This is a genomic window from Streptomyces hainanensis (assembly GCF_004348415.1).
In the GTDB taxonomy this organism is placed as follows: Bacteria; Actinomycetota; Actinomycetes; order Streptomycetales; family Streptomycetaceae; genus Streptomyces; species Streptomyces hainanensis.
Window position 1 is genome coordinate 1 of the sequence record NZ_SMKI01000542.1, and the last position, 4714, is coordinate 4714.

The 4714-nt window shown below is 74.0% G+C and carries 5 protein-coding genes; 1 reads left to right on the top strand and 4 read right to left on the bottom strand.

The window, feature by feature from the left end:
• From E1283_RS32065 to E1283_RS32080, 4 genes are all read right to left on the bottom strand, one after another.
• Window positions 1-1024, bottom strand: a 1024-nt coding sequence (locus E1283_RS32065) for a helix-turn-helix domain-containing protein (RefSeq protein ID WP_132821679.1), incomplete at its 3' end; no start/stop codon positions are given.
• Between the two features lie 82 nt (window positions 1025-1106).
• A complete protein-coding gene (locus tag E1283_RS32070) occupies window positions 1107-2057 on the bottom strand; it encodes a cytochrome c oxidase assembly protein (protein ID WP_132821680.1) in 951 nt (316 codons plus the stop codon).
• Between the two features lie 123 nt (window positions 2058-2180).
• The gene (locus E1283_RS32075; protein ID WP_132821681.1) at window positions 2181-2909 is read right to left on the bottom strand and encodes a type 1 glutamine amidotransferase; all 729 of its coding nucleotides are present in this window, start codon (window positions 2907-2909) and stop codon (window positions 2181-2183) included.
• Window positions 2910-2950: 41 nt separating this feature from the next.
• A complete protein-coding gene (locus tag E1283_RS32080) occupies window positions 2951-4189 on the bottom strand; it encodes a MurT ligase domain-containing protein (RefSeq protein ID WP_132821682.1) in 1239 nt (412 codons plus the stop codon).
• Window positions 4190-4399: 210 nt separating this feature from the next.
• Here E1283_RS32080 and E1283_RS32085 point away from each other — a divergent pair, with 210 nt between their 5' ends.
• The gene (locus E1283_RS32085) at window positions 4400-4594 is read left to right on the top strand and encodes a hypothetical protein (RefSeq protein WP_132821683.1); all 195 of its coding nucleotides are present in this window, start codon (window positions 4400-4402) and stop codon (window positions 4592-4594) included.
• Window positions 4595-4714: the final 120 nt, after the last annotated feature.

The window sequence follows — 4714 nt, forward strand, 5'->3', positions numbered from 1 at the left end:
GCTCGGGGGGTGCCTCGGGCGGGGCCGGGTCGACGGCCTGGGTGAGCGAGCCGGGCACCGGGCCCGACGTCCAGCCGCCGGCCTGGTCGGAGACGGCGCGGGTGGGCGGGCGTAGTGCGGTCATCAGTTCGAGACCGCAGACGGCCGTCGAGCCGCGGGGGGTGAGGACGCGGGTGGCGTACGTGCCGAGGATGCCGGCGAGTTCGGCGGGCGGCAGGCTACCGGTGTCGCGCCAGGCACGGGCGTCGAGCGCGTCCCACGGGAGCACGGCCAGTTGGACGCACTGCCGGCGGCCGGCGTCGACCGGGCGGTAGAGCCGGGCCCAGGGGCCGAAGCCGCGGCGGGTGAGCCGCCAGCCCTCGGCGGTGACTTCGCGCACCACGGGGTGGTCGTCGGGGAGCCGGAGCCCGCGGCGGTCCTCCAGCTCGGCCGGCAGGCCGAGGCGGGTCGCCGCGGCGGCGGTGAGGACGACGAGGGGGTCGGCGTCCCGGCCGGCGCGGTGCAGCCGCTCCAGGCCGAGGGAGGCGGTCAGCGCCCAGTCGGCCAGCTGCGGCAGCGTGCTGGCCGGGCAGGGCAGGTCGCGGCCGTCGGCGAGGTGGGCGGTGCCGGCGCCGTCGAGGACGGCCAGCGGGCCGGCCGGGTAGCGGGAGTCCCGGGCGCCGGCGGGCCCGGGTGTCCGTGGCGCGGGGGCGCGGTCCTCGGGCGACAGCGAGGGCGCCGGGGCGGGTTCGGGCTCGACCCTGACCTCGGGGTCGGGCTCGGTCGTGGTGTCCGGTGCCGGATAGCGGTCGGCGAGGCCGCCGAGGAGCCGGGCGTAGGCGGCGCGGCGGTCGAGCGTCGGCTCGGAGCGGCCGGTCTCCCAGGCGGCGACGGTGCCGGCCCGCACGCCGAGGGCCCTGGCGATGTCGGCCTGGGCGAGCCCTGCGGCCGCCCGGAGGCGACGGCGCTCGTCGGGCGACGGGAGCGGGCTGGCCTGTTCGAGCAGGGCGTCGACCGCGCTGAACAGTTCGTCCTGGGTGCTCACTTCACCGCCTTCCGTCGGCTCGCCACCCTACTGGCCGGTGCCGACACGGTCGTCGGGACGGGGGTCGGCATGTCGCGGGGGTTCAGCGGGTGCGGGAGCCCAGGGAGGCGAGGTAGGCGTTGTACGCCGCGAGTTCGCGGTCGCCGTCGCGGTCGGCGGTGCGGTCCTGGCGGCGGGCGCGGCGCTCCTCGGAGACGTACCACTGGATCACCAGGGCGACGAGCACCACCACGGTGGGGATCTCGCTGAAGGCCCAGGCCATGCCGCCGGCCCCGGACTGGTCGGCGACCGGGTCGACGCCGAGCGAGGCCGGCGGGTCGGCGAAGGTGTCGATCATGGGCTCGGTGCCCATCATCAGCGCGATGCCGAAGAACGCGTGGAACGGCATCGTCGCGAACAGCTCCAGCATCCGCATCAGGTGGCTGGGCCGGTGCGGGCCGGGGTCGACGCCCATGATGGGCCAGAAGAACACCAGGCCGACGGCGAGGAAGTGGAGCATCATCGCCAGGTGGCCGAGGCGGGAGCCCATCAGGAAGTCGAACAGCGGCGTGAAGTAGAGGCCGTAGAGGCTGGCGACGAACAGGGTGATGGTGAACAGCGGGCTGGTCACGATCCGCACGTAGCGGCTGTGCAGCAGCCGGGCCAGGAGCTCGCGGGGCCCGCGCCGGCCGCGGCCGGCGGTGGGCAGCGCCCGCAGCAGCAGGGTGACGGGGGCGCCGAGCAGCAGCAGGATCGGCGAGACCATGCTGATCACCATGTGTTGCAGCATGTGGGCGCTGAACAGCACCATCCCGTAGTCGTTGAGCCCGGTGCAGGTGACGGCCGCGATCGAGACGACGCCGAGGGCGAAGGAGACGGTGCGCCCCGGGGACCAGCGGTCACCGCGGCGCCGCAGCCGGAACACGCCCCAGCCGTAGAGCGCGAGGGCGGCCAGGCAGCCGTAGAGGAAGACCGGGTCCCCGCCGAGCTCCAGCGCCCGCGAGAGCGTGATCGGCGGCAGGTCCATGCCCGACCCGTGATCGTGGTTCTCCATCTCCGACGCACTCCCGCTCGCAGCGACCCCCGCCTCGGCAACGATAGAAAACGCCCTGGCCACGCCGGTGGCCAGGGTGCCTTTGCGGGGAGGTGCCGGGCCCCCGTGCAGGGGCCCGGTCGGTCAGGCGGACTGGACCGCGGCGGCGATCCGCTCGGCCCGCAGCGCCTCGTACCAGCGGTCGTCGACCGGGGGCAGCGCGCGGACGTCGAGCGTGAGGCGCAGCAGCAGGTCGGCGACGGCCGGGTTGCGGGCGAGGACCGGGCCGTGCATGTAGGTGCCGATCACGGTGTCGCGCCAGGCGCCCTCGGTGCCGTCCCCCGTGCCGTTGCCCTTGCCGACGCGGACCCGCGCGAAGGGGCGGACGCCGGGGCCGAGGTGGGTGATGCCCTGGTGGTTCTCGAAGCCGGTGAGCTGGGGCAGGCCCAGGCCCTCGTCGATGTCGGCGAGCACGTCGCCGACGCATCGCTCACCCTCGCCGCGGGTGCTGACGACGTCGAGGAGGCCGAGGCCGGGTTCGCGCTGACCGAGGTCGTTGACGAACTCGTGGCCGAGGATCTGGTAGCCGGCGCAGACGGCGAAGATGATCGCGCCGTTCTCGGCGGCGCGGTGCAGCCCGCCGTCCCGGCGCAGCCGCTCGGCGGCGAGGCGCTGGGGGCGGTCCTCGCCGCCGCCGACGAGGTAGATGTCGCCGGAGGTGGGGATCTGCTGGTCGGAGCGCACGTCGACGCGCTCCACGGCGAGTCCGCGCTGCCGGGCCCGGCGCTCGACCACCAGGACGTTGCCCTGGTCGCCGTAGGTGCTCAGCAGGTCGGGGTAGACCCAGACCACCCGCAGGGTCGATGAGCTCATGCGTCCGTTCCTTTGCCTGTTCTCGGGTGCGGTCGGGTGGGTCAGTTGCCGACGATACGGCGCAGGTCCTGGAACGCCGTGTAGTTGGCGATGGCCTCGACCCGGCCGGGCGGGAGTTGCTGGAGCGCCTCCTGGAAGGTGTCGCAGACCCGGAAGTCGACGGCGGCCACCTCGAGGCGGACCGCGAGGTCGAGGCGCCGGTCGCCGATGACGACGACGGGGTGGCCGGCGAGCCTGGTGTAGTCGACGTCCCACAGCCAGGAGGTGTCCGTGCCGTCCGCGCCGCGGGCGTTGACCGAGAGGATCACGGGCGCCGGGGGCCCGTCGATCAGCGAGAACGTCTCCAGCCAGCCGGCCGGGTTCTTCGCGAGGAGCAGCCGGATGTCGCGGCCCTCGTAGGAGACGACGTCGTAGCGACCGGCGACCGCCGCGACCGACTGCATGCGCTGCAGGGCGACCTGGGGGGCGACGCCGAAGGCGGCGGCGACGGCGGCGGCACTGGTGGCGTTGGCCTTGTTGGCGCGACCGGGCAGCTGGAGGTGGATGGGCCAGGCGGACCCGTTCGGGTCGAGCACATGGTCCCCGGAGAGCACCCACGTCGGGGTGGGGCGGCCGAAGCCGCAGGCGCCGCAGCGCCAGTCGTCGCCGTGGTGCTGGAGCACGCCGCCGCAGGACGGGCAGGACCAGGCGTCGTCCTTCCACTCCTGGCCGGCGGCGACCCAGACGACCTGTCCCGACGAGGAGGCGGCCCAGACCACCAGGGGGTCGTCCGCGTTGGCGATCACGGTGGTCTTGAGGCCCTGCAGGCCCTCGCGCCAGCGCTCCGCGAGCATCCGGGTCTCCGCGGCGCGGTCCAGCTGGTCCCGGGAGAGGTTCAGCAGGGCGATGGCCTTCGGGGAGACGTCCCTGGCCACGCCGGCGAGGTACTTCTCGTCGACCTCGATGACGCCGAACCTGGCGTTGGCCCCGGCGGACAGGGCCGAGGTGATGCCGGCCGGCATGTTGGCGCCCAACGCGTTCGAGACGACCTCGCCGGCGGCGCGCAGGGCCTCGGCGATCAGTCGGGTCGTGGTGGTCTTGCCGTTGGTGGCCGAGACCAGGACCACGTCGAGGTGGCCCGCGAGCCGGCCGAGCAGGTCGGGATCCACTCTGAGGGCGACCTTGCCGCCGATCACCGACCCGCTGCCGCGACCCGCGGCCCGCGACACCGCCGCCGCCGCCTTTCCCGCCGTCACGGCCAGCCTGGCCCGCGGCGACAACGGCTGCGTACTCTCTGCCATCGTCCTGCTCCTTCTTGCCCTCGACCGAGGGTAAGCCTACCGAGGTCCGCGAGCGGTCCCGAACCGCATCGCCCCTTGTGCGTGGCCTGTTGAGCGGGCGCGGGCGGGGATCCGACACTTTCACCCTTATGCGCCTGTCGACCGAAGGTCACCCTTCGTGATCCTTAGAGTGCTTATCGTGAACGCCGCTCGATCGCCTCTGGAGTGCTCATGATCCTGTCCATCTCGGGTGTGGTCCTGTTGGGAGTCGTCGTCTTCCTCTTCTCCCGGAAGGACGGACTGAAGCTGTCGCACGCGGTGGTGTGCGCGCTGTTCGGCTTCTACCTGTCGGGAACGTCGGTGGCGCCCAGCATCGCGGCGGGCGGCACCAGCGTCGCGAACCTGCTGGGCGGGATCACGCTGTAGTGGCCGTGGTGAACGGGTTGCGGGTGGCGCCACGGGTGGTGTCGCTGGGGTTCGGGAGGCTGGTGGCGGTGGCGCGCGGGGGCTGGGCGCGGACCCCGCGGGAGCGGCGGGGCCCGGTGG

Bases quoted from the DNA above. Each gene is read 5' to 3' on its own strand.
- E1283_RS32070 (WP_132821680.1), bottom strand. From the start codon at position 2,057: ATGGAGAACCACGATCACGGGTCGGGCATGGACCTGCCGCCGATCACG.
- E1283_RS32075 (WP_132821681.1), bottom strand. From the start codon at position 2,909: ATGAGCTCATCGACCCTGCGGGTGGTCTGGGTCTACCCCGACCTGCTG.
- E1283_RS32080 (WP_132821682.1), bottom strand. From the start codon at position 4,189: ATGGCAGAGAGTACGCAGCCGTTGTCGCCGCGGGCCAGGCTGGCCGTG.
- E1283_RS32085 (WP_132821683.1), top strand. From the start codon at position 4,400: ATGATCCTGTCCATCTCGGGTGTGGTCCTGTTGGGAGTCGTCGTCTTC.